The organism is Microbacterium gorillae, from assembly GCF_050990725.1.
GTDB classification, from domain to species: domain Bacteria; phylum Actinomycetota; class Actinomycetes; order Actinomycetales; family Microbacteriaceae; genus Microbacterium; species Microbacterium gorillae_A.
The window spans coordinates 2,158,876-2,179,990 of sequence record NZ_CP158844.1 but is presented as its reverse complement, the minus strand read 5'-3'; the positions used below and the strand labels follow the sequence as shown (position 1 = coordinate 2,179,990).

Here is a 21,115-nt window from a genome sequence, read left to right as displayed (position 1 = left end):
ACGGCGCCCGGCACGCGGGGCGTAGGATCGGTTCCTTGCGTAGATGGGGGGATCCGAGATGGATGAGGTGACGAGCACGGGGGTGATCGTCGACGTCGACGGAACTCTCTGCGACGTCGCGGGCGTACGTCACTACGTCTCGGGTGAGCACGGCTATCGCAACTTCGATGCCTTCCACCGCGCCAGCGCGCTGTGCCCGCCGGTGCCGGACACGCTCGCCTGGGTTGGCGCTCGCCGAGCCGAGGGGCACACCGTCTTCGTCGTGACGGCACGCCGCCAGCGTTGGGAGTACCTGACGCGTGTGTGGCTGCGGAAATGGGAAGTCTCGTATGAGCACCTTCTGATGCGCGCGGACGACGACGACCGCGCGGACGTTGAGGTGAAGGCCGACATCCTTCAGACGATTCGCCGTCGTGGCTTCCAGATCGTCGCAGCGATTGACGACAACCCCAGCGTCGTCGAACTGTGGCAAGCAGAAGGTATCCCGGTGACTGTCGTTCCGGGCTGGCAGGATCAGGACAGACCGCAGATGACATGGTCCGCGGCCTCCGCAGATCGGACATGACCCCACACCGCCGTGTTACCAATGAGCCTGCCCTGTCCCTTCTGTGATCAGATGTGGCGATCTTCGCCGTCGACCTTCCTCACCAGTACGAAGAAGTCGACGACAAGCTGAACGATCCGGTCGTCTTCGTCGAGACCCCAGTACACGGGGTACCGGCCGTCGCCCCAGCCGGTTTCGCAAGCGAAGCCCACGTTCCCGGCCCCGAGGCCGAAGGAACCCGCGGCCGGTTTCGGGGCGTCCGCGAACCGCGCGAACACCACGTTCTTGTCTCGTGGAGTCATCGACAGGTACGCCGTAAAGTCGGCGATGCAGAGGGAACCGTGGTCGACGCCGACGGTGTCGTTCTCTCCTCCGGCGCAGTTCGCGAGCTTCCAGGAGACCGGACGCCTCTCGCCGAACACGACGCGAACGGCCGCGTTGCGACCGAACGCAGTGACCCGGTCCACGGGGTACGTTCCCGGCACGACGGTGTGGGCAAGGGGACGAGCGTAGTGGTTGTCCCAGCCGAAGTCCGTGATGGTGAGAATGCCGGTCGCAGTGGACAGCTCGCCCACACGAGTCACCGATGCCTGAGAAATCTCCCCGTCGTCTGGATCGCGCACCTCTCGATCGGTGAAATTTCGGTTCTCATCCAGGGAAGCTTCGTACTCCGGTACGGCGATGAACGCGGCATCGGAGGCGCAATCGCGCTGAAGTTCGGCGATGGTTGCCGCGTCCACGGAGGGCAAAGCCGGGTCGCTGTAGTGAGTGAGGATGTCGACGATCTTGAACTCGCCCTCGAGATTCTCAACCACGTACTCGTGTAGTCCCCGGTGCGGTCCTCCCGCGTTGTCGAAGAGCACATATGCAGCAGCGCCGACGATGTCCGTGCGAATGTAGTCCTCCCGACGCGACCCATACGCGGCAGAAGAACTGAAGCTCTCCCCCAATCGCACGGGAGATGCTGCGGCGAAATGTCGCTGCCTCACCGGCTCAAGAAGACTCCGCCACTGACGAAAGAACTCGTCCAGCAACTCAACACGCCGCTGAGCTTGCGCGTACAGTCCCGCGGCTGTCTTGTGCTGATCCTGATAGTCGGTGAGGAATGCCAGCACTCGCGCTTCCGGACTCTTCACCCGACGCGACTTCGACCACGGTGTCCACATGGTGGCAGCCTACCGAGGACACGGAAAGGGGCGAGGTCCATACACACACGCCGGCGCCCACCCACTCGGTGACGGCCGGCGTGAGCGAGCCGATACGCTCGGAGCATGCGCGACGTGGCGAAGCACGGGACCGAGATCCTCCAAGAACCTGCTTTCGCCTACTTCTGGAGCGCCACCACTATCCGTGCGTTCGGTGGAGCGGTTGCGGGCGTGGCATTCCAAGTGCTGATCGTGACAGTTCTCGACGCCAACGCAACGGAGATCAGCGTCCTGGCGGCACTGAGCGTGGTGCCGTACCTGTTCCTCGGACTCATCATCGGCGCGCTCATGGACCGGTGGCGCAGGCAGCGCACACTCATCATCACCACCATCGGACGAGCCCTCGTTCTCGCTGCAGTACCGGTGCTGCTCCTTACGAACACCCTCAACTTCTGGACGCTGGCCGCCGTGACCCTCGCGCTCGGCGTGCTGACGCTGTTCGCGGACTCCGCCGCGCAGCCGCTGCTCCCGCGGATCGTGCCGCGCAAATCCCTCGTTGCGGCGAACGCGCGGCTGGGACAGAGCAACACGGTCGCGGCGACGGCGGGTCCGGCGCTCGGTGGTCTCCTGCTCCGGCTGATCGGGCCGGCGTGGTTGTTCGCGGTCGATGCGGTTGTCAACGCCGTCGCCGCGGTGCTGCAGTCGCGGATCCGGGTGGATGAGCCGCGCCCCGCGCCGCGTGACACGGGCAGCCACATCGGTCGCGACATCGCCGAGGGCATGCGCTTCACCTACCAGCATCCGACGCTGAGGCCGCTGGCGTTCTCAGTGCACGTCTGGTTCTTGGGAAACAGCATTGTCACGACCACCTTCGGCGTCTTCGCGCTGCGACACCTCGACCTGCCCGACTGGGCGTTCGGCGTCGCTCTCGCGGCCGGAGGCGTTGGCGGCTTTCTCGGCGCTGTGATCGCCCCACGAATCGGCACGATGCTCGGAGCCGGACGGGCGATCCTGTTCGGGCGGGCGCTCATCGTCCTGCCGTGGCTTGCGTTGGCGCTGGTGCCCCTCTCCCCTGCGACCGCGCTGGCGCTCGCGCTGCCGGTCGTGGCGGCCGCCCAGTTCGTCTACGGCCTCGCCATGGGCATCGAGGACACCAACGACATCTCCTACCGCCAAGCTGTGGCACCGGATGAGATCCAGGGGCGCATGAACGCCACGATCCGAACCGTCAATCGTGTCGTCTTCTTCGTCGGTGCGCTGCTCACAGGCGGGCTCATGACCTGGCTCGGATTCGCGGCGACCCTGGGGATCGGCGCCGTCGTCTTCGCAGCGGCTGCGGCGATCGTGCTCTTCTCACCGCTGCGCGCGGCGCGTCACGACGACGCTGCTGAGGCCTGATCAGGCGGTTACCGACCTCGGGTGTGCAGCCTCTCGCAGCCGATCGAACCATGCGTCGTCGGAGTCCGCAGCCAGCTTCGGCATGACCCCGATCGCCAGCAACAACCACGGCAGGATCTGCTGTCCTGGCCGACCGGCGAGCGCCGGCTGGTAGCTCGTGGTCACGACGACACGCGTCGTCTCAGCCGTGACCTGCTCGAGGCGGCGATCAATCGTCATACGGATTCCGCGTTGCCACAGCTGAAGAACCTGATGGGTGTTCTCGTCTGATCGAGCGACCCGCACGCGCACGCGGTCGTTGCCGCACGACGGTTCGTGCACCTCCACCCAGCGCGACCCGGCCACACTGGGGGCTCCGCTGAGCTCCACGACCTCGACCGGGTGATCGTCCACGGCCACCATGGCCACAGGATCGGTCAGCACGCGCCAGATCTCCGTCGGCGCTGCCTCGACAACGCCCTCCTCCAGCACCGTACGGTACGTGGTCTTCACCAGCATGTTCCTTCTCCCCTCTGATGATGGCGATCAGAGCTCGACGCGGCCGTCGACGCAGACGAACGCGTTCCCGCCGACCCAGATCCGACCGTTGTCATAACTCACGTGGACGCGGCCCTTGTGGCCGATCACCGTGCCTTGCGCGGCAACATATCCGTCGGTGACCATGGCCGACTCCCGCAGCCAGTGTGCAAGTCCGGCGTTGAGGCTACCGGTGATCGGGTCCTCCCACACCGGGTCGTTCCCGACGAACGCACGCACCTCGAATCGGACCTCGTTCCCGCGAGGATGCTCGCCGATCACACCGATGCAGCGCGCCCCGAGCGCGGCGGGATCCGGTCGCAGCGCGAGAACGTCAGCGGCGCTCGCAAGTCGCACGCCCATCCACTCCGGGCCGTTCACCAGCCAGGAGGCGTCCTGGATCGCCGCACGATCGATGCCGAGAATCTCGGCGACCTCCCCCAGCTCCGCTTCGTCGACCGGACCGAATCGCGTCAGCGGCGGTGCTGCGAAGGCGAGCTTGGCGTCCTCGACGCGCACGGGGATGAGCCCCGCCCCGCACTCCTGGACGACGTCGCCTGAGCGCTGCGGAACGCCACCCGCGTGCAACCACGCGAGAGCTGAACCGAGCGTGGGGTGCCCGGCGAACGGGAACTCCTGCGAGGCGGAGAAGATGCGAACGCGATAGTCCGCTGCCGGGGTCGTGGGTCGAAGCAGGAAAGTCGTCTCCGCGAGGTTGGTCCACTTCGCGAAACGCTGCATCTGCTCCGTTGTCAGGTCGTCGGCATCATGCACGACGGCCACCGGGTTGCCGCGATACGCCACGGGCGAGAAGACGTCCACCTCGGTGTAGCGGCGCAGTGTCACCTCCCCAACCTATCGGAGCGGTGACCCACCGGCGGGAGGGGCCTGCGCACGTACGCCCCTCCCGCCGGGAACCGATCAGGGCGTCCTGCGCCCCGTCATCGACCGGATCAGCCAGGCGATCACAGCCAGTACCAGCAGCACCAGTCCGACCCAGAGCAGGAAGTTCAGGGACTGCACCAGTCCGCCCGTGATGGCGAGCACGATCGCGATCACCACGATCACAATGAACAGGATGTTCATGAGGGACTCCTTCCGTGGTCGCGGGTGCGACCGGGACTTCACGCTACGGTCATGTGCATCCGCGCCGGAGGGGGTTGACTTCCATGCCTCGCGGGTGCCATGCACGCGGCGTCACTTGTCGTCGAGACGATCCTCGATCTCGTCCTTCGCGTGCTCCGCAGCGTCGTGGGCCTTGTCGACGCCCTGCTTCAGCTTGGCGTTCTCCTCCTCGGCGAAGCCGCGCGCTTCCAGGTCATCGTTCCCGGTGACCTTGCCGGCAGCGTGCTTCACCTTGCCGGCGAGCTCCTCAGCCTTGTGCTGTGCCTTGTCTCCAACAGCCATGGGGTGTCCTTTCGTCGATCGCCGACGCATGAACGCGCCGACAATCCACGCTCACCCGCGTGCAATCCGGCGAGCAACCGGGTTGACAGCGAGCGACAGACATGGTCACCGTCTTGGGGGCTCAGGCCACGGCGACGCCGAAGACCAGGCCGAGCACATAGGTCACCGCGGCGGCGCCGAACCCGATCAGCAGCTGACGCAGGGCGCGACGGAGTGGAGCGCCACCGGACAGGATTCCCACCATCGCGCCCGTCGACATCAGGGCGATGCCGACCAGCACCAGGGCGAGCACCACGGCGAGCAGACCGGACGCGCCGAACAGCCACGGCAAGACGGGGATGATGGCACCTGACGCGAAGAACAGGAAGCTGGAGATCGCCGCACCCCAGGCGGAGCCGATCACCTCGTCATCCTCCTGCACCTCGCGCTGGGGCTTGGTGCCCGCACGAGACGCCTCCAGCACGCTGCGAGCCCGGATCATCGCCTCCTCTTCCGGAACGCCGCGCGTGCGATAGATGAGCGCGACCTCGTTCGCGTCCAGGTCGAGATCCAGGAAGGCATCGTCGCCGAGATCACTCGGCTGCGTGGCGTCGAGCAGCTCACGCTGCGAGCGCACGGAGACGAACTCTCCCGCACCCATCGACAGCGCGCCGGCCAGCAGACCCGCCAGACCGCTGAAGAGTACGAACTGCGGAGCGACCCCCGTGGCGCCGATGCCCATGATCAGCGCCAGGTTGCTCACCAGGCCGTCATTCGCCCCGAACACGGCCGCCCGGAACGTGCCCGCGAGCCGGCGCCGGCCCCGAGCGGCGAGGCCACGAACCACCTCGTGATGGACCTTCTCGTCCGCCGCCATGGCCGCGGTGGCGAACTCCTCGTCCGCATAGGGCGAGCGGGCCTCGGCCTGCTGCGCGAGCGCAAGGGTGAAGATCGATCCGAAGTTCCCCGCCATCCAACCGAGCATCCGCGTCCGCACACCGGCGCGGGGCAACCGGGAGGGCTCGCCTCCGAGCAGCGCCAGCCAGTGGGACTCGTGACGCCCCTCCGCTTCGGCCAGCGCCAGCAGAATCTCACGCTCCTCCCCCGTCTTACGCTCGGCGAGACGGCGGTAGACGTGAGCCTCGGCGCGCTCGTCAGCGAGGTACTTCGCCCAGCGGCGACGATCGGCATCGGTGGGGGCAACGGGGGCGGGCGCAGACATCGTTCTCCTCGGGACGGCAGCTTCCACCGTAGGTCTCGGCACGCCCGAAAACCGCGGAATCTCGCGGATTGCCAGCATTTCGGGCCGCCGAACGGCCCCCGAGAAGCTCAGGACCGCACGCGGCGGCGGATCACCTCAATGCGCTTCTGCAGCTGCGCCACGGTTGCCGTTCCGACGGCGGGGCCACCGCACTCGCGACGCAGTTGGGCGTGAACGACGCCGTGTGGCTCGCCGCTCTGGCGCGCATACAGCCCCACGAGAGTGTTCAGCAGTTGGCGCTGCTCACGAAGCGTACGGTGCAGCGGTTCCGGTAGGGAGGTCTCCCGCTCGCCGCTGGACTTCTCACGCGCTTCCCGGGCCTCGCGATGCTTGGCCTGCTTCGCCTGATGCTGCATCAGCAGCTCGTGCACGTGCTCCGGCTCCAGGAGTCCGGGCAGGCCGATGAACTCCAGCTCCTCCGCCGTTCCGGGTTCGGCGAGCTGACCGAACTGCTGGCCCTCGAAGACGATGGAATCGAAGTGCGCTGTCGACGCGATCGCCTGGTACTGGAACTCCTCGGTGAGGGCGTCCTCCGCCTTCTCCTCGCGGTTCGCGGAATCCAGCAGCGAATCCTCGAGTCCGTCGTCGTCCTTCGTCTGGCGATCCAGTGCGTGGTCGCGCTGCTTCTCCATCTCGTTGGCCAGCTTCATCAGCGGCGGCACGTTCGGCAGGAACACGCTGGCCGCCTCGCCCCGACGCCGAGCACGCACGAAGCGACCGATCGCCTGCGCGAAGAACAGCGGCGTCGAGGAGGAGGTGGCATAGACGCCCACCGCAAGCCGAGGCACATCGACGCCTTCGGACACCATGCGAACGGCGACCATCCATCGACTGGTCGACTCCGCGAACTTCTCGATGCGGGCCGAAGCATCGCTCTCGTCACTGAGAACGACGGTGGGGTGCTGGCCGGTGATTCCCTGCAGCAGTTTTGCGTACGCGCGCGCCACGGTCTGATCGGTCGCGATCACCAGGCCACCCGCATCGGGGACGTGTTTGCGGATCTCCGTGAGGCGGTCGTTGGCGGATCGCAGGACCACCTGCATCCACTCGCCCTCGGGATCCAACGCCGTGCGCCACGCCTGGGCGTTGACGTCCTTGGTGTTCTCCTGGCCGAGGTTGGCCTCGAGCTCGTCGCCCATGCTGGTCTGCCAGCGCATGGTTCCGGCGTATACGTGGAAGAGCACCGGCCGCACGACGCCGTCGGCGAGGGCGCGACCGTACCCGTAGCTGTAGTCGGTGGTGGACACGCGTCCGCCCGACTCGTCGGGGTGATACTCCACGAACGGAATCGGCGCGGTGTCGGATCGGAACGGCGTACCCGACAGCGACAGCCGGCGGGTGGCGGGTCCGTAGGCCTCGCGAATCGCGTCACCCCAGCTGAGCGCGTCACCGCCGTGGTGGACCTCGTCGAGGACAACCAGCGTGCGGGCGGACTGCGTGAGTCGACGGTGCACAGAAGCACGGGCGGCGACCTGCGCATAGGTGACGACGACGCCGTGGTAGTACCGCGCCGGCGCGACGTGGGAGTTGCGGAACACGGGGTCTAGGCGGATGTGCAGACGAGCCGCGGCGTCGGCCCACTGGGTCTTCAGATGCTCCGTGGGCGCCACCACGATCATCTTGTCGACGACGCCCGTGCGCAGAAGTTCCTGCGCCAACGTGAGCGCGAACGTCGTCTTTCCTGCACCCGGGGTGGCGGCGACGAGAAAGTCCCGCTTGTTCTGCGCGAAGTACTGCTCCAGGGCCTCCTGCTGCCACGCTCGAAGCTTGCCCGCGGTACCCCACGGGGCTCTCTGCGGATAGGACGGTGACAGCACTCGGTCAAGGATAGTCGCGTCCACCGACACTGCTCCGCGCGATGCAGAGGACACCATCGGAGACCGCTGTTATGCTTCCGGGTGGCCCGCCGGTGGGCGCGGCCCGACGCGGAAAGCAGGCGATCATGACGAAGCGCGACGAGCAGCCGGACGAGATGCGACACACCCTGCCGCACACCGCCCGTGACAACGACGGACACCACCCCTGGCGGCGCTATGTGGCTCTCGGGGACTCCTTCACGGAGGGCGTAGGCGACCCGGAGCCGTCCGCTCCCAACGGCTTGCGCGGTTGGGCTGATCGTGTGGCCGAGGTCCTGGGTTCCGGCGTCGATGACTTCGCCTACGCGAACCTCGCGGTCCGCGGAAAGCTCATCCAGCAGATCATGGACGAGCAGATCGATGCGGCTCTCGAACTCAAGCCCGACCTCATCACCTTCTGCGCCGGCGGTAACGACGTCATCCGCCCCGGCACCGATCCCGACCACATCGCGGAGCTGTTCGACGAGTCCATTGCGCGACTGAGCCGCGACGGCGCCACGATCGTCGTGTTCACGGGAATCGACGTCACCTTCACCCCGGTCTTCCGACCGTTCCGCGGGAAGATCGCCATCTACAACGAGAACGTGCGTGCGGTCGCGGAGAAGTACGACTGCATCGTGGCGGATCAGTGGGCGCTCAAGGAGATCCAGGACGCGCGGTTCTTCGCCGAGGATCGGCTGCACATGAACTCGCTTGGCCATCACGAAGTGGCGCGGATGGTGCTGCGTGCGCTGAACGTTCCGAACGACCTGGTGCCGATGCAACCGGACGCGATCGTGCCCCGCACCTGGCGCGAGGCCCGCGTCGGCGACATCTCCTGGGCACGAGAGCATCTGGTCCCCTGGGTTCTGCGTCGACTGCGTCACCAGTCGTCGGGCGACACCGTCACCGCGAAGCGTCCCGAGCCGCTGCCGGTCAGCACCGTGGGCGACAGCCCGGACTGAACCGCTCAGCGCGCAGCTGTTCCGAGATGCCAGAGCGCGATGGCGCTGGTGGCGGCGACGTTGAGCGAATCCACACCGGCGGACATCGGAATCATCACGACGTCGTCCGCCGAGGTGACGATCTCCGGCGCGAGACCCGGCCCCTCGGCTCCGAGGATGAGGGCGACCGGCTCGGTCGGGTGATAGTCCTGCAGCTCGATCGCGCGCCGATCAATCGCGAGCGCCGCGAGCGTGTATCCCGCGGCGGAGAGAGCGCTGCGGAGTTCACGCCAGGAGGTTGCGCGTGCCCATGGCACCTGGAAGACGGTGCCCATGCTCACGCGGACGCTGCGCCGGTACAGCGGATCGCCGGTGCTCGGCGTGAGGAGGACGCCGGCCGCACCCAGAGCCGCGGCGTTGCGGAAGATCGCGCCGATGTTGGCCTGGTCGGTGATGTTCTCCAGGACCACCACGGGACGCCCGTCGAGCAGGGCGTCGAGCGTGCGGGGCGCGGGACGTTCGACCACCGCGATCACGCCGCGGTGCATGTCGAACCCCGTGACAGCGGCGAGTTCGCCCGGCTCCCCCACAAAGATGTCGACGTCGGAATCGACGACCTCCTGCACCGGCTCGAGCCAGCGCGGTGCGATGAGCACCGATCGCACGCGGTGTCGGACCGCGATGGCACGCTCCAGCACGGGCAGGGACTCGGCGACGTAGGTACCGTAAGCGGCATCGGACGCGCGACGGTGGGCCGCGTCCGTCATCGAGCGCAGGGGCGCGAGTCGTGCGTCGGTCGGGTCGAAGTGCTCGTGGACGGGCATCGCTCCATCATCGCGCAGGTTGTCCACAGGTGCCTCGACGCGATGCTCACATGCGCCCTGAGGCCCAGCATTCGCGGGCACCGCGCGGTACTGTGGGCTCACTCAGAAGGGGGAGTTCATGTCTCATACACAACAGCCCGGTCCCGCACCGACCTCCGGTCTTAACGTGAGCAGGATCGCGATGTGGCTCGCGATCGGCATGCTCGTCGCGGCCGCCCTGCTCGGTGGCTTCTTCATCATCGTCGGCGACCAGTCCAACGTGGCCGGTCGTGCCTGGCTGACGCTGTTGTTGGTAGCCGCGTTTGCGGGAGCTGTTCTCATCGACACGGCCATCACACGAGGCAAAGACCCCTGGTATCTGGGTGCTTCCACGGTGGTGAACGTTGTGATCGTGGCTGTCGGGCTCCTCAAGATCTGGAATGGCTGGGGTCAGCCTGCTGACACCGCCGATGAGCGTGTGTGGTCCGTTCAGATGCTCCGGCTGATCGGCGTTCTCCTGCTGTTGCGCGCCGCGCTCGGCATCACCCAGCTCTACATCCCGTTCACGCGGAAGGTGACGACTCCGCAGGTGTCGAAAATCGCGGGGTATGGTGCCATCGCGTTCGGGTGGCTCACCGCGCTGGTGCTCGCGATCCCCGCGGCGTTCCCCGCCCCGGACTACCCGGACTGGTGGTGGCGTGTGGCCGGAGCCACCGCGCTGATCGCCGTGGTGCTCACCGTCATCCCGCTCATCATCCGGGCTTTCCAGCCCCGCGACGATGCATCGCCGCAGCATGTCGCGCAGGGCTACGCGCAGCCGGTCTATCCGCCCCAGGCGCCGGCGTACCCGCCGCAGCAGGGCTATCCCGCGCAGCAGGGCTACCCGGTTCCCGGACAGCAGCCACGCCCCGAGCAGCAGGCCTATGGCGCTCAACCCGCGTATCCGGCGCAACAGGGATACCCTCCGCAGCCGGGCTACCCCGCACCGGGACAACAGGGATACCTGCCGCAGCAGGGTTATCCGGCCCCGGGGCAGCAACCGTACCCCGCAGCGCAGGGGTATCCCGCCGCGCAGGGATACCCGGCCGCACCGGCGCAGCCCGCGGGTCCGTCGGCACCCACGAGTTTCGCGAACCCGCCCGCAACCTCGGCCCATCCGGCGCAGCCAGTCCCGGGCACAGCGCCGCACCCGGGTCAGGGTGGCGACGCGGCGCAGCCACCGACTCCCGCGCCGCCCACCGCGAGTGACGGGTACACCGGCGATGGGCGCCCCAGCGGCACACCGTGACACGGCGCTGACAGAAGCCGCACGCCCGTGACCACGAACCCGCCGTGACAGGGTGGAACGAGCCTAGGCTGAAGTGGTGAACGCTGTTTCCTTCTCTGTCGCCGACGTCTTCCGCGCGGCGGATCTGCTGGCGGGTCATCGCATCGCGATCATCACGGGTGCCGGCATCTCGACAGAGTCCGGTATCCCGGACTACCGCGGGGAGGGCGCGCCGGTGCGGACGCCGATGACGCACGAGCGCTTCCTCGCGCAGGACGATGCGGACCGACGCCGTTACTGGGCTGGCAGCGAGTTGGGCTGGAAGGACTTCTCCACTCGTCAGCCGAACGCCGGACATCGCGCCGTCGCTCGGCTCGAACGCGACGGGCTGGCTACCGGCGTCGTCACACAGAACGTCGATGGTCTCCATCAGGCCGCGGGCAGCCGACGGGTCGTGGAGCTGCACGGCACCGGGCGCCGGGTTCGGTGCCTGTCCTGCGGCCAGGTGTTCGATCGGCGTGCCGTCTCGGCTCGGATCCTTCGCGATAATCCCTCGTTTGGACAGACCACGAACGTCAAACTCGGACCGGACGGCGACGCGATTCCCGCCGACACCACGGACTTCATCGTTCCCGACTGCACGGTGTGCGGTGGGCTCCTCCGCCCCGATGTGGTGTTCTTCGGGGAGTTCGTGCCAACCGCGACGTTCCGTCTTGCGGAGGGAATCGTGGCGGCGGCCGACGCCGTGCTCGTCGCCGGCTCCTCGCTCGTCGTGAACTCGGCGACACGTCTGCTCGAACGCGCGCGTCGCCGGAATCTGCCGCTGGTCGTCATCAACCGTGGTCTCACGCGCTGGGATGATCGCGCGTCTCTCAAGCTGGACGGTGCGATCGGTGAAATCCTGCCGGCGTTGACGCAGGCGCTACTGGACTGACGCCCCTCATCGCGGCGGAGTCCCAGCGACGGCGCGCTACGCTCGCACGGTGACTCTCATCACTCTCGTGCGCCACGGTCAGACCGACTGGAACCTCGCCCGCCGTATCCAGGGCTCCACCGACATTCCGCTGAACGACACCGGTCGCCGCCAGGCACGGGAGGCCGCTGCCGATCTCATCGTGACAGATCCGGTGCTGCTGGTCTCCAGCGACCTCGCACGTGCCGTGGAAACCGCCCAGATCATCGGCGCGCAACGCGGCTGGGCCGGACCCCAGACGTTCACGGCACTACGGGAGCGCAACTACGGCGTAGCCGAGGGAATGACCGATACCGAACTGGTCACTCGCTTCGGCTCCTGGCACACCGCGGAGATCCCGGATGCGGAACCGCGCGAGCAGGTCGCTGAGCGGGCGCTCCGGGCCCTCGCCGAGATCGCTGCCGGAGTCGATGACGGCACACACGTCGTGGCCGTGTCGCACGGCGGCGTCATCGGGTCGTTGCTGCGCCATCTGACGGGCGATCCGCTGCCGGGGCTTCGCATCGCGAACGGCTCGGCCCACACGCTGCGCGTCGAGAACGGCACGCTCCTCGTCCACGAGCCGCACCTGCTGCCCGTCGCCTGAATCTCCCGATCAGCCTCCGGCGCGCCGCAGCACCTCGCGGGCCTGACGCAGCACCGGTTCGTCCACCATGCGTCCGTCCAGGCGGAAGGCACCGGCCTCACCACGGGCCGCGTCCAGCACGCGGCGGGCCGCCGCGACATCGGCGTCCGCGGGACGATAGGCCCGCCGCACCACCTCCACCTGGGAGGGATGGATGCACGCGGTCGCGGAGAAGCCGCTGGCGACGGCATCACGGCACTCCGCCTCCAAGCCCGCAAGGTCCGGGATGTCCACATGGACGGCGTCGATCGCGCGGCGACCGAAAGCCCCCGCGGCCAGCAGCACGCGGGATCGCGCGTGCCGGGCGACGTCCCGATATCCGCCGTCCTCGCTCCTGCTCGATGATCCGCCGAGAGAAGCGACAAGGTCCTCGGCACCCCACATCAGCGCAACAACGGCGGGGTGAGCGGCGATCGCATCGGCCATCACAACGCCGCGAGCGGTCTCGCACAGCGCGATCACGCTGAGCCCGTCCCCGATCGCATCCAGCTGTGCCGTCGACTCGGCCTTCGCGAGCATCACCGTTCGAAACGGACTGCGCCGCACCGCCGCCAGATCATCGGCGAAGTACTCCGAGCCGGTCGCGTTGACGCGCACGATCACCCGCTCCGGGTCGAGGTCAGCGGCGGCCATCGCGATGCGCGCTTCGGGCTTCGCCGCTGGCAGTACGGCATCTTCCAGGTCGAGGATGACGGCGTCCGCGCGTTCCAGCGCCTTGCCGTAGCGATCGGGTCGATCGCCAGGACAGAACAGGACCGCAGGACCGCTGTCGAGAACCGCGGCGCTCATACGGCATCCCGCATCCGCACCAGGACCGTGCGCGTCGCGGTCGCCACCACGACACCGTCCTGATTCGTGCCGGTGTGTTCGATGCTCACCAGTCCCTGACCCGGACGAGAGGCGGACGGGCGCTTGCTGGTCACCCGGGAGGACACGGTGAGCGTATCCCCCGCGAACAGCGGCGCGGGAAAGGCGATGTCGCTCAGCCCCACCTGGGCGATCAGCGTGCCCTGCGTGAGCTGCGCGACGCTGAGTCCCACCATCGTCGACAGCGTCCACATGGAGTTCATCAATCGCTGGCCGAAGCCGCTCTCCGCGGCAGCCTGCGCGTCGAGATGCAGTGCCTGCGTGTTCATGGTGAGCGTCGTGAACAGCACATTGTCGGCCTCCGTCGCGGTTCGTCCCGGACGATGAACGTAGCGGACGCCCTCCTCGAACTCCTCGAAGAACAGTCCGCGCTGCTCGACGATGCGCTCGTCGCTCATCACGCCACCCCCAGCGCCCGCGCGATGATCAGCAGCTGCACTTCGCTGGTGCCCTCGCCGATCTCCAGGATCTTGGAGTCGCGATAGTGGCGCGCCACCGGATACTCGTTCATGAAGCCGTTGCCTCCGAACAGCTGGGTGGCGTCGCGGGCGTTGTCCATCGCGGCTTCGCTCGAGACCAGCTTCGCGATCGCCGCCTCTTCGCCGAACGGACGCCCGGCATCGCGTAGCCGTGCTGCGTGCTGCCACGCCAGGCGAGACGTGTGAACACGAGTGCGCATCCGGGCGAGGAGGAACTGCACGTGCTGGCGCGTCGACAGTGCGGAGCCGAACACGTTCCGCTTGCCGACGTAGTCGACGGCAGCTTCCAGGCACCCCTCGGCAGCACCGGTGCCCAGCGCGGCGATCGCGATCCGTCCCTCGTCGAGGATCTCCAGGAAGTTGCGGAATCCGCGGCCGCGTTCGCCGAGGAGGTTGCCGGCCGGAACCCGCGCCGATGCGAATGTCAGCGGATGCGTGTCGGACGCGTGCCAGCCGACCTTGTCGTACGCGGGTTCTACCGTGAAACCCGGCGTTCCATTCGGCACGATGATCGTCGAGATCTCGCGCTTGCCGTTGGCCGCCGTCCCGGTGACCGCCGTGACGGTGACAAAGCGGGTGATCGCGGTGCCGGAGTTCGTGATGAACTGCTTGCTGCCGTCGATCACCCACTCGTCGCCGTCCAGGTGTGCGGTGGTGCGTGTGGCCCCCGCGTCCGAACCCGCTTCGGGCTCCGTCAGACCGAAGCCGGCGAGCGCCCGCCCCGCCAGCAGCTCGGGAAGCAGCTCTGCCTGCTGCTCCGGAGTGCCGAACTTGAAGATCGGCATGGCGCCGAGGCTCACTCCCGCTTCCAGTGTGATGGCCAGCGACTGATCGGCGCGAGCGATCGCCTCGATCGCGAGTCCCAGGGCGAAGTAGCTGCCGCCCTGGCCACCCACCTCCTCCGGGAACGGCAGCCCGAACAGCCCGAGCTCTCCCATCGCCGCGACGACGTCGAGCGGCAGCGTGTGGGTGCGATCCGCCTCGTACGATGCCGGTGCGACGACCTCCTCGGTGAAGGCCCGCACCAGACCCGCGAGTTCGCGTTCTTCGTCGGTGAGTTCCATGGTCATGCGGATTCCTCTGATTCCTCGTGGGTGAAGTGGGCGACGGTCTGGTCGCGTCGCACGTGATCGCCCACACGCGCATCGATGATCACGGTTCCGTTCGCGGGTGCAAGCACGGGGTGCTCCATCTTCATCGCCTCGATGACGACCACCCGCTCTCCGGCCGCGATGGCCCCACCGGGGTGGACGGCCACGACGTTGCCGGGCATCGGCGCTTTGAGAATGGGGTCGACAGCGCCCGCCACGCGGTCGCGTTCACGACGACGCTTCTCCCCCAGCTCACGACGTCCGATCGGTGTGAATCGCGCGGTGAGTCCGTCTGCGTGCGCCCAGACGGCGCCGTCCGCGTCGGTCGCCGAGTCGCTGTCATCCGGAGCTGCGGAAGTGAGGGTCACGGTGTGAACCACGCCGTCGTCCGCGATCAGTGCGAGCGCCCCACGATGTTCGGGGGCACCGAGGCGGAAGCCGCGAAGCGACTGCCACGGTCCCGTCGGCGCAGCATCTTCGTGCCGGGGAACCGCTGCCGCCGCGGCGCTCAGCAGCGCGGCGGTCGGCTCCGGATCACGGTATGCCGGCAGGCGATCGATGAGCCCCGTGTCCATGTCGCCGGCGCGCACGCGCTCGTCGTCGAGGAGCGAGCGCAGAAACCCGATGTTCGTGTCGACGCCCAGCAGCACGGTCTCGGCGAGCGCCGCGTCCAGGCGGGCGACGGCAGTGTCGCGGTCGTCGGCCCAGCAGATGACCTTGGCGATCATCGGGTCGTAGTCCGCCGTGACGACGGAGCCGGTTTCCACCGCGGAGTCGGTGCGCGCGCCCACGGCAGCCTGCCACAGGAGCACATCGCCCGTCGCGGGCAGGAAACCGCGAGCGGGTGACTCCGCGTACACGCGCGCCTCGACCGCGTGACCGGTGAGGGTGACGTCCTCCTGCTGGAGCGGCAGCGGCTCACCTGCTGCCACGCGGAGCTGGAGTTCGACCAGGTCGAGCCCCGTGACCATCTCCGTCACGGGGTGCTCCACCTGCAGTCGGGTGTTCATCTCGATGAAGAAGAACTCGTCCGGTCGGTCGGCGGCGACCAGGAACTCAACCGTGCCGGCACCGACGTAGTCGACGCTTGCCGCTGCTCGGCAGGCCGCAGCTCCGATGCGTTCACGGGTGGCGTCGTCGATGAGCGGCGACGGCGCTTCCTCGATCACCTTCTGGTGCCGCCGTTGCAGCGTGCACTCGCGTTCGCCGAGGTGGATGACCGTGCCGTGCTGGTCGGCAAACACCTGCACCTCGATGTGACGGGGTCGCTCGATCAGCCGCTCCAGCAGCAGTGAGTCGTCGCCGAAGGACGCCGCGGCCACACGCCGTGCGGTGACCAGCGCGTCATCGAGTTCGGCGGCGGCTCTGACCACCTGCATGCCCTTCCCCCCGCCACCGGCAGAGGGTTTCACCAGCAGCGGGAAGCCGACGTCCGCCGCTCTGTCGCGGATCTCGTCATTCGAGAGGTCTCGGGCGCTGAAGCCGGGGACGGTCGGCACGCCCGATGCGGCCACATGCTCCTTCGCACGGATCTTGTCGCCCATCACGTCCAGTGCGTTCTCGCCGGGGCCGATGAACACCAGCCCAGCGGCAGCACACGCGTGACCGAACGCCTCGTTCTCTGACAGGAACCCATAGCCGGGGTGGATCGCCTGGGCACCGCTCTCACGGGCGGCGGCGATGACCGCGTCGATGTTGAGATAGCTCTCTGCGGCGGGCGCGGGCCCCAGGCGCACGGCATGATCCGCCTCACGCACGTGCGGAGCGTTGGCATCGGCGTCGCTGTAGACGGCAACCGAGCGAATGCCGAGGCGGCGGAGCGTGCGGATCACGCGTCGGGCGATCTCACCGCGGTTCGCGACGAGCACCGTGCGAAAGGGCGGAGAAGTCAGTGTCGTCATGTCCATCACATCCGGAAAAGGCCGAAGCGGCTGTCAGCAAAGGGCACTCGACCAACGACGTCGAGGGCGAGTCCCAGCAGGTCGCGGGTCTGGAGCGGATCCACGATGCCGTCATCCCACAGTCGGGCGGTGGCGTAATAGGGATTGCCCTGACGCTCGTACTGCTCGCGCACCGGAGCACGGAAGGCCTCTTCGTCGGCGTCGCTCCACTCTCCCCCGCCGGCTTCGATCTGGTCGCGCTTCACGGTGGAGAGCACACGCGCCGCCTGCTCCCCGCCCATCACGGAGATCCGACTGCCGGGCCAGGCCCAGAGGAAGCGCGGTGAGTAGCCCCGGCCGCTCATCGCGTAGTTTCCTGCGCCGAAGGATCCCCCGACGATCACTGTCAGGCGCGGCACCCGACAGGTCGCGATGGCGGTGACCATCTTCGCCCCGTTTTTGGCGATGCCGCCCGCCTCCGCGTCACGACCCACCATGAATCCCGTGATGTTCTGCAGGAAGAGCAGCGGGATCCCTCGCTGGTCGCAGAGCTCCACGAAATGAGCTCCCTTGAGCGCCGATTCGCTGAGCAGCACGCCGTGGTTGGCGATGATGCCGACCGGGTGGCCGTGGATGCGAGCCCAGCCGGTCACGAGCGTCGTCCCGTACTCGCTCTTGAACTCCGTGAAGTCGGAGCCGTCCACGAGGCGCGCAATCACCTCGCGCGGGTCATAGGGCTGATTGACGTCAACGGGTACGACACCGTACAGCTCGTCAGGCGCGACCTCCGGTTCCCGTGCGTCGACGACCTCCCACGCCAGCGGCGCGGGCGCCGGCAGAGTCGCGACGATGTCACGCACGATCTCCAGCGCGTGGTCGTCATCTTCGGCCAGGTGGTCCACGACCCCGGAGCGCCGGGCGTGGACCTCACCGCCGCCGAGCTCCTCGGCGGTCACAGTCTCACCGATCGCGGCCTTCACCAGGGGCGGACCACCCAGGAAGATGGTTCCCTGCCCACGCACGATCACCGTCTCATCGCTCATCGCCGGAACGTAGGCTCCGCCCGCGGTGCTGGAGCCGAGCACCGCGGCGATCTGCGGAATGCGCTGCGCGCTCATGCGGGCCTGGTTGTAGAAGATCCGGCCGAAGTGATCGCGGTCCGGAAACACCTCGTCCTGCTGGGGCAGGAAGGCCCCACCGGAATCGACGAGTGAGATCACCGGCAGCCGGTTCTCCTCGGCGATCTCCTGCGCGCGCAGGTGCTTCTTCACGGTGAGCGGGTAATAAGTCCCGCCCTTCACGGTGGCGTCGTTGGCGATCACCATGACGTGTCGACCGTGCACAAGGCCGATCCCGGCCACCACCCCGGCAGCGGCCGCGTGCCCGTCATACAGGGCCTCCGCCGCGAGCGCGCCGACCTCGAGGAACGGGCTGCCGACGTCCAGCAGCCGCTCGATGCGGTCTCGCGCAAGCAGCTTTCCGCGCGCGAGGTGCTTCTCGCGCGCCTGCTCCGAACCTCCGCGCGCGACGCGAGCGAGGCGGTCGACAAGGTCGTCGCGCAGTGCGCGTTGTGCTGCGGCGTTCTCGTGGAACGCTTCGTCCTGAACCACTGCGCTGGTCAGCCGGGTCATGTGTCCTCGCGATCGTGGCGGCTCTGCCGGTGTCGTCGGGATTTCAGTTAGTGTTTACTAACTGAAATGAACGCTAACGCGGAAGGCGCACGATGACAAGACCCGCCACGCCCCGCGATCGCGCGAAGGCCGAACGACGTTCGTCGCTGGTCGACGCCGCTGCGCGACTGTTCGCTGCGCACGGCTACGCCGCCGTCACCATCGATCAGCTGGGCACCGCGGTCGGCGTCAGCGGTCCCGCCGTGTATCGGCACTTCCCGGGCAAGCAGACGGTGCTGGAGGAGCTCCTCGTGGGAGTCAGCACGCGGCTGCACGACGGAGGGCGCGAGGTCTGCGCCGCCGGGTCGCCGCCGACCGACACACTGCGCGCACTGGTGGAGTTTCACACGCGCTTCGCCCTGGCCGAGACCGACGTCATCCGCGTTCAGGATCGAGACCTCGCATCCCTCGACCCGGCCGCGCGGGACCGCGTGCGCGCCTTGCAGCGCGCCTATGTCGACGACTGGGTGCGCACCCTCCGCGTCGTCGACCCCGCACTCTCCGACGCGGTCGCACGACTGCGCGTGCATGCGGTCTTCGGACTGCTGAACTCGACGCCCCACGCCCTGCGGGGATCGCGTGCCGACCGCGCCGTGGCGGCGACCGAGCTGGCCGCGGCGGCGTGGGCGGCACTCACGGTCTCGTCGGCCCCAGCCACAGCGGTGCCCGGCGCGTAGGCTCGGGGCGTGCACGCGAACGATTCCCCCACGCCGCCGCAGGACGATCCGACCGCGCCCCGGACTCGAGGCACCTCACGTCGCCGGTTCCTGCAGGGTGGAGCGATCGGCGTGGCGGGTGCCGCTCTCGGTGGCATCGCCGGCTACGCCTGGGGCGCTCGTACGGAGGAGGACGCGTTCGCGCCGGCACCCGCCGATCCTGCGAGCGCGTTCGACCACCTCATCGTCCTGATGGGCGAGAACCGTTCGTTCGACAACCTGCTCGGGCTTCTCTACGACCGCGACACGTTGCCGTCGGGAAGCAGGTTCAACGGTCTCGCGTTCGGCACCTACGCGAATGTGACGCCGGACGGACGACGGGTGCCGGCGCACGTGTACACCGGGACCACGGACGAGGTGATGGGCATGCCCGCGCCGGATCCCGGTGAGGAGTATCCGCACGTCAACACCCAGCTGTGGGGCGAGGTCCTCCCGGCCTCGAACGCGACGCGGGGCGTGGAGGAGATGACGAGCCCGTACAACCTGCCACCGCACCCGGGTGTGCCGACGATGTCCGGATTCATCACCGACTACGTCAACACCGCGACGCGCGAGGTCGGATCACCGCCCCCGCCGGAGGTGGTCGACCAGATCATGGGTGGGTTCTCCCCCGACATGCTCCCGGTGCTGTCGACGCTCGCGCGCGAGTTCGCTGTCTTCGACAACTGGTACGCGGCGGTGCCGACGCAGACCTACGCCAACCGCTCGTTCTTCCACGCATCGACCTCTCACGGCTTCGTGACTAACCACGGCGGCGGATATCGGAAGTGGCTGGACACAGACCCCGCACCCACGATCTTCAACAGGCTGGAAGAGGCCGGTCTGAGTTGGCGAATCTACTTCGACGAGGACCAGCTGCTCTCTCTGACGGGTTTCCTGCATGCCCCCGTGCTTGAGAAGTATTGGAAGACACAGCACTTCGCCGTGATGAGCGACTTCTATGCCGACGTTGCGAACGGCACGCTGCCGGCCTACGCCTTCATCGAGCCGCGAATGATCTACAACCACAACGACTTCCATCCGCCGTTCGGCGAGTACCGCACCGCCCAGGCGGATGACACCACGCTGGTCGACTCCGCAGTGTCGGACGTGCGCGCCGGCGAGGCGCTGGTCGCGGACGTGTACAACGCCGTTCGCACCGCGGCGTCGACCACAGGTTCGCATGCCCGCAACACCGCTCTGCTCATCACGTTCGATGAGCACGGCGGCACCTACGACCACGTTCCCCCTCCGGCTGCCGTTCCGCCCGACCATCGCGAGGACACCGAAATGGACTTCGGGTTCGATCGACTCGGGCTGCGGGTTCCCGCGATCCTGGTGTCCGCGTACACGGCCGCCGGCACGATCGTCAACGATGAGCTGCACCACGCTGCCGTCATCGCCACCCTCTGCCATCAGCACGGACTGGCACCTCTCACCGATCGAGACGCGGACGCGCGCGACCTTCGGGTGGCGCTCAACCTCTCTTCGCCACGCGACCCGGCGACCTGGCCGTCCGTCACTCCGATGTGGACACCGCCCAACCCCGATGCGACTCTGGACCGCGCCACGATGAAGTCCAGCAAGACGGCGCTCACCCCACCCGCGCGCGGACTCCTCGGGCTGCTGATGGCACGGGAGGGCCTGGGCGACGGGCGAGCACCGAGGACGTACGCCGATGCTTTCGCTCTGTTGGAAGAGCACGGTCACGGCCTGTTCGGCGAACGGTAGAGACG

The 21,115-nt window shown here is 67.9% G+C and carries 21 protein-coding genes; 8 read left to right on the top strand and 13 right to left on the bottom strand.

All coding sequences use genetic code 11. The features are described 5' to 3' along the window. The first annotated feature begins 58 nt into the window (after window positions 1-58). Window positions 59-565 carry an HAD family acid phosphatase gene (locus ABTV68_RS09825; RefSeq protein WP_433677450.1) on the top strand — a complete coding sequence of 169 codons (507 nt, stop codon included), beginning with the start codon at window positions 59-61 and terminating at the stop codon, window positions 563-565. Window positions 566-612: 47 nt separating this feature from the next. Here ABTV68_RS09825 and ABTV68_RS09820 read toward each other — a convergent pair whose 3' ends face one another. Continuing rightward, complete coding sequence (locus tag ABTV68_RS09820) at window positions 613-1,710, bottom strand: DUF4241 domain-containing protein (RefSeq protein ID WP_433677449.1); 1,098 nt, start codon at window positions 1,708-1,710, stop codon at window positions 613-615. Window positions 1,711-1,815: 105 nt separating this feature from the next. Between ABTV68_RS09820 and ABTV68_RS09815 the strand changes: the two genes are divergently transcribed. After that, the gene (locus ABTV68_RS09815; protein ID WP_433677448.1) at window positions 1,816-3,087 is read left to right on the top strand and encodes an MFS transporter; all 1,272 of its coding nucleotides are present in this window, start codon (window positions 1,816-1,818) and stop codon (window positions 3,085-3,087) included. Here ABTV68_RS09815 and ABTV68_RS09810 read toward each other — a convergent pair whose 3' ends face one another. The 6 genes from ABTV68_RS09810 to ABTV68_RS09785 form a co-directional block, all read right to left on the bottom strand. Next, complete coding sequence (locus ABTV68_RS09810; RefSeq protein WP_433677447.1) at window positions 3,088-3,579, bottom strand: SRPBCC family protein; 492 nt, start codon at window positions 3,577-3,579, stop codon at window positions 3,088-3,090. It lies immediately after the preceding gene. 33 nt (window positions 3,580-3,612) lie between these two features. Continuing rightward, entirely contained in the window at window positions 3,613-4,449 is an 837-nt protein-coding gene (locus ABTV68_RS09805) for a PhzF family phenazine biosynthesis protein (protein WP_433677446.1), read from the bottom strand. Window positions 4,450-4,524: 75 nt separating this feature from the next. Next, window positions 4,525-4,689, bottom strand: a complete 165-nt coding sequence (locus ABTV68_RS09800) for a hypothetical protein (protein ID WP_404921781.1) — start codon at window positions 4,687-4,689, stop codon at window positions 4,525-4,527. 111 nt (window positions 4,690-4,800) lie between these two features. Further along, window positions 4,801-5,010, bottom strand: a complete 210-nt coding sequence (locus tag ABTV68_RS09795) for a CsbD family protein (protein ID WP_433677445.1) — start codon at window positions 5,008-5,010, stop codon at window positions 4,801-4,803. 121 nt (window positions 5,011-5,131) lie between these two features. Beyond that, window positions 5,132-6,211, bottom strand: coding sequence for a VIT1/CCC1 transporter family protein (locus ABTV68_RS09790; protein ID WP_433677444.1), 1,080 nt, complete (start codon window positions 6,209-6,211; stop codon window positions 5,132-5,134). Window positions 6,212-6,318: 107 nt separating this feature from the next. Further along, window positions 6,319-8,124 carry a DEAD/DEAH box helicase gene (locus ABTV68_RS09785; RefSeq protein WP_433677443.1) on the bottom strand — a complete coding sequence of 602 codons (1,806 nt, stop codon included), beginning with the start codon at window positions 8,122-8,124 and terminating at the stop codon, window positions 6,319-6,321. 98 nt (window positions 8,125-8,222) lie between these two features. Between ABTV68_RS09785 and ABTV68_RS09780 the strand changes: the two genes are divergently transcribed. Continuing rightward, a complete protein-coding gene (locus tag ABTV68_RS09780) occupies window positions 8,223-9,050 on the top strand; it encodes an SGNH/GDSL hydrolase family protein (RefSeq protein ID WP_433677587.1) in 828 nt (275 codons plus the stop codon). A gap of 5 nt (window positions 9,051-9,055) precedes the next feature. Here ABTV68_RS09780 and ABTV68_RS09775 read toward each other — a convergent pair whose 3' ends face one another. Next, window positions 9,056-9,853: a TrmH family RNA methyltransferase gene (locus tag ABTV68_RS09775; RefSeq protein ID WP_433677442.1), complete on the bottom strand. Its 798-nt coding sequence runs from the start codon at window positions 9,851-9,853 to the stop codon at window positions 9,056-9,058. A 166-nt stretch (window positions 9,854-10,019) separates the two neighbouring features. Here ABTV68_RS09775 and ABTV68_RS09770 point away from each other — a divergent pair, with 166 nt between their 5' ends. The 3 genes from ABTV68_RS09770 to ABTV68_RS09760 all read left to right on the top strand — a co-directional run bounded on the left by ABTV68_RS09770 (window position 10,020) and on the right by ABTV68_RS09760 (window position 12,658). Beyond that, window positions 10,020-11,120, top strand: coding sequence for a hypothetical protein (locus ABTV68_RS09770; protein ID WP_433677441.1), 1,101 nt, complete (start codon window positions 10,020-10,022; stop codon window positions 11,118-11,120). A gap of 76 nt (window positions 11,121-11,196) precedes the next feature. Further along, a complete protein-coding gene (locus ABTV68_RS09765) occupies window positions 11,197-12,033 on the top strand; it encodes a Sir2 family NAD-dependent protein deacetylase (RefSeq protein WP_433677440.1) in 837 nt (278 codons plus the stop codon). Between the two features lie 49 nt (window positions 12,034-12,082). Further along, entirely contained in the window at window positions 12,083-12,658 is a 576-nt protein-coding gene (locus ABTV68_RS09760) for a histidine phosphatase family protein (RefSeq protein WP_433677439.1), read from the top strand. A gap of 9 nt (window positions 12,659-12,667) precedes the next feature. Here the strand turns inward: ABTV68_RS09760 and ABTV68_RS09755 are convergent, their stop codons facing one another. The 5 genes from ABTV68_RS09755 to ABTV68_RS09735 are packed head-to-tail and all read right to left on the bottom strand — an operon-like array spanning window position 12,668 to window position 18,645. Continuing rightward, window positions 12,668-13,486 (bottom strand): HpcH/HpaI aldolase/citrate lyase family protein, encoded by an 819-nt coding sequence (locus tag ABTV68_RS09755; protein ID WP_433677438.1) that lies wholly within the window; start codon window positions 13,484-13,486, stop codon window positions 12,668-12,670. Then, entirely contained in the window at window positions 13,483-13,962 is a 480-nt protein-coding gene (locus ABTV68_RS09750; RefSeq protein ID WP_433677437.1) for a MaoC family dehydratase, read from the bottom strand. The genes ABTV68_RS09755 and ABTV68_RS09750 overlap by 4 nt, the downstream gene beginning before the upstream one ends. Further along, a complete protein-coding gene (locus tag ABTV68_RS09745; protein ID WP_433677436.1) occupies window positions 13,962-15,113 on the bottom strand; it encodes an acyl-CoA dehydrogenase family protein in 1,152 nt (383 codons plus the stop codon). Before ABTV68_RS09745 ends, ABTV68_RS09750 begins: the two co-directional genes overlap by 1 nt. Then, on the bottom strand, window positions 15,110-17,041 hold the full coding sequence (locus ABTV68_RS09740) for an acetyl/propionyl/methylcrotonyl-CoA carboxylase subunit alpha (RefSeq protein ID WP_433677434.1): 1,932 nt from the start codon (window positions 17,039-17,041) through the stop codon (window positions 15,110-15,112). The genes ABTV68_RS09745 and ABTV68_RS09740 overlap by 4 nt, the downstream gene beginning before the upstream one ends. Next, the gene (locus ABTV68_RS09735) at window positions 17,041-18,645 is read right to left on the bottom strand and encodes a carboxyl transferase domain-containing protein (RefSeq protein WP_433677433.1); all 1,605 of its coding nucleotides are present in this window, start codon (window positions 18,643-18,645) and stop codon (window positions 17,041-17,043) included. The genes ABTV68_RS09740 and ABTV68_RS09735 overlap by 1 nt, the downstream gene beginning before the upstream one ends. A gap of 92 nt (window positions 18,646-18,737) precedes the next feature. Between ABTV68_RS09735 and ABTV68_RS09730 the strand changes: the two genes are divergently transcribed. After that, window positions 18,738-19,361: a TetR/AcrR family transcriptional regulator gene (locus ABTV68_RS09730; protein ID WP_433677431.1), complete on the top strand. Its 624-nt coding sequence runs from the start codon at window positions 18,738-18,740 to the stop codon at window positions 19,359-19,361. Window positions 19,362-19,370: 9 nt separating this feature from the next. After that, window positions 19,371-21,110, top strand: a complete 1,740-nt coding sequence (locus tag ABTV68_RS09725) for an alkaline phosphatase family protein (RefSeq protein ID WP_433677430.1) — start codon at window positions 19,371-19,373, stop codon at window positions 21,108-21,110. Window positions 21,111-21,115: the final 5 nt, after the last annotated feature.

Excerpts from the sequence above, each read along its gene's own strand:
- ABTV68_RS09820 (WP_433677449.1), bottom strand. The coding sequence starts at position 1,710 with ATGTGGACACCGTGGTCGAAGTCGCGTCGGGTGAAGAGTCCGGAAGCG.
- ABTV68_RS09740 (WP_433677434.1), bottom strand. The coding sequence starts at position 17,041 with ATGGACATGACGACACTGACTTCTCCGCCCTTTCGCACGGTGCTCGTC.
- ABTV68_RS09745 (WP_433677436.1), bottom strand. The coding sequence starts at position 15,113 with ATGACCATGGAACTCACCGACGAAGAACGCGAACTCGCGGGTCTGGTG.
- ABTV68_RS09815 (WP_433677448.1), top strand. The coding sequence starts at position 1,816 with ATGCGCGACGTGGCGAAGCACGGGACCGAGATCCTCCAAGAACCTGCT.
- ABTV68_RS09780 (WP_433677587.1), top strand. The coding sequence starts at position 8,223 with ATGCGACACACCCTGCCGCACACCGCCCGTGACAACGACGGACACCAC.
- ABTV68_RS09755 (WP_433677438.1), bottom strand. The coding sequence starts at position 13,486 with ATGAGCGCCGCGGTTCTCGACAGCGGTCCTGCGGTCCTGTTCTGTCCT.
- ABTV68_RS09790 (WP_433677444.1), bottom strand. The coding sequence starts at position 6,211 with ATGTCTGCGCCCGCCCCCGTTGCCCCCACCGATGCCGATCGTCGCCGC.
- ABTV68_RS09785 (WP_433677443.1), bottom strand. The coding sequence starts at position 8,124 with ATGGTGTCCTCTGCATCGCGCGGAGCAGTGTCGGTGGACGCGACTATC.
- ABTV68_RS09795 (WP_433677445.1), bottom strand. The coding sequence starts at position 5,010 with ATGGCTGTTGGAGACAAGGCACAGCACAAGGCTGAGGAGCTCGCCGGC.
- ABTV68_RS09800 (WP_404921781.1), bottom strand. The coding sequence starts at position 4,689 with ATGAACATCCTGTTCATTGTGATCGTGGTGATCGCGATCGTGCTCGCC.
- ABTV68_RS09750 (WP_433677437.1), bottom strand. The coding sequence starts at position 13,962 with ATGAGCGACGAGCGCATCGTCGAGCAGCGCGGACTGTTCTTCGAGGAG.
- ABTV68_RS09825 (WP_433677450.1), top strand. The coding sequence starts at position 59 with ATGGATGAGGTGACGAGCACGGGGGTGATCGTCGACGTCGACGGAACT.
- ABTV68_RS09730 (WP_433677431.1), top strand. The coding sequence starts at position 18,738 with ATGACAAGACCCGCCACGCCCCGCGATCGCGCGAAGGCCGAACGACGT.
- ABTV68_RS09775 (WP_433677442.1), bottom strand. The coding sequence starts at position 9,853 with ATGCCCGTCCACGAGCACTTCGACCCGACCGACGCACGACTCGCGCCC.
- ABTV68_RS09735 (WP_433677433.1), bottom strand. The coding sequence starts at position 18,645 with ATGACCCGGCTGACCAGCGCAGTGGTTCAGGACGAAGCGTTCCACGAG.